Origin of the sequence: Halobacterium bonnevillei (assembly GCF_009831555.1) — an archaeon.
Classification (GTDB): domain Archaea; phylum Halobacteriota; class Halobacteria; order Halobacteriales; family Halobacteriaceae; genus Halobacterium; species Halobacterium bonnevillei.
The window spans coordinates 1-1,269 of record NZ_WUUU01000339.1 but is presented as its reverse complement, the minus strand read 5'-3'; the positions used below and the strand labels follow the sequence as shown (position 1 = coordinate 1,269).

Below are 1,269 nucleotides of genomic sequence, written 5' to 3'. Positions count from 1 at the left end.
CGTCGTCGTAGCGCGTCGCCAGCCACCGCGGCCCGTGGCCGAGTACGGACACGACGTGGTCGTGGTCGTCGACCGCCGTCCAGCGCTCCACGGCGTCCTCGAACGCGGACCGGACCGCGCTCTCGTCGACGTGCAGGCGTCGAACCACCGCCAGACCGTGCTCCAGGATTTCCTCGTCGACGTCCGCGCGGTAGTCCGTCGTCAGGACGCCCTCGCGGAGTTTGAGGTTCGGATCCACGTCGGCCTCGGTGAGCGACACGCGCGGCGGGTCCGGAACCTCGTCCGGCGGCCCGCGGTCGCGGATGATCCGGTCATCGTCGGGTGCCCGCTTGGGCGCGTCCTCCCCGAACGAGACGTACACCGGACGCGTCCGGTCGTCGTCCTCGTTCACCGTGACGACGGACACGCCCTCCGGGAACAGGTCGGCGTATTCGGGGTGGGCGCGCACCACCATCGGGTAGCCCGCGTCCTCCGCGCGCGCAGCGATGGCCTTCGTCACTTCCTCGACGGCCTCCCTGGCGTACCGTCGGAGGAGCGGGTCCTCGGCGTTCGTGAGCGGCGCGATTGCGGACAGACCAGCGGACGCCCGCGCGGGATACGTCTTCGTGACGCCCGCGACGGCGACGGCGCCGTTCTGCTTGACCAGCCGGTCCTCGGCACGCGTCAGCGACACCAACTCGGAGAACTTCACGGAGAGGGCGTCGGGCTGGTGCTCCGCGAGTTCGGCGAGCGTCCACGTCGCGCCCCGGCGCACCCAGACGTCGGGGTCGTCGGCTGCGTCGACGATGCCGTCGAGGACGGTCCGCACCTTCGTCGGACGGGCGGACGCCGCCTCCACGAGGCGCCACGCTGCCCCCGCCCGGACGTCCGGGTCCGGGCTCTCGAGGCGCTCGGCCAGTTCCTCGACGTCGTCGGTGTCGACGGACTGCCTGAGTTCGGCGACTTCCGCGGTGTCCACGTCGCGGCCTTCGCGTTCCATCGGGCGTCTCTGGACGTACCTCTCGCCGGCACGCTTTAGACGTTTGGCTTTCCCCAATCTCGCCGCGGGAACCCGTGTGGTTTTGGCGTGCCGCCCCGTCTCCGCCGGTACGATGCGCATCCGTGACCGGTCGAGGCTCGCCGGTACGCCCGCCCGTAGCACTGCGATTGCGTGCGTCGAGGCTGGCATCGACGCCGCGCGTCCCGGCAGCGCGCTCGCCGACCAGGTCGCGATCGACGGGGACTGCCTCCACGTCGTCGAGGAGTGCTACGACCTCGCCGCCCACGACC

Annotated in this window: 1 protein-coding gene; it reads right to left on the bottom strand. The window is 71.6% G+C overall.

The window, feature by feature from the left end; genetic code table 11:
• A partial coding sequence (locus GRX66_RS19130; RefSeq protein WP_233745722.1) for a HEAT repeat domain-containing protein occupies nt 1-979 on the bottom strand: 979 nt, incomplete at its 3' end.
• Between the last annotated feature and the right edge of the window lie 290 nt (nt 980-1,269).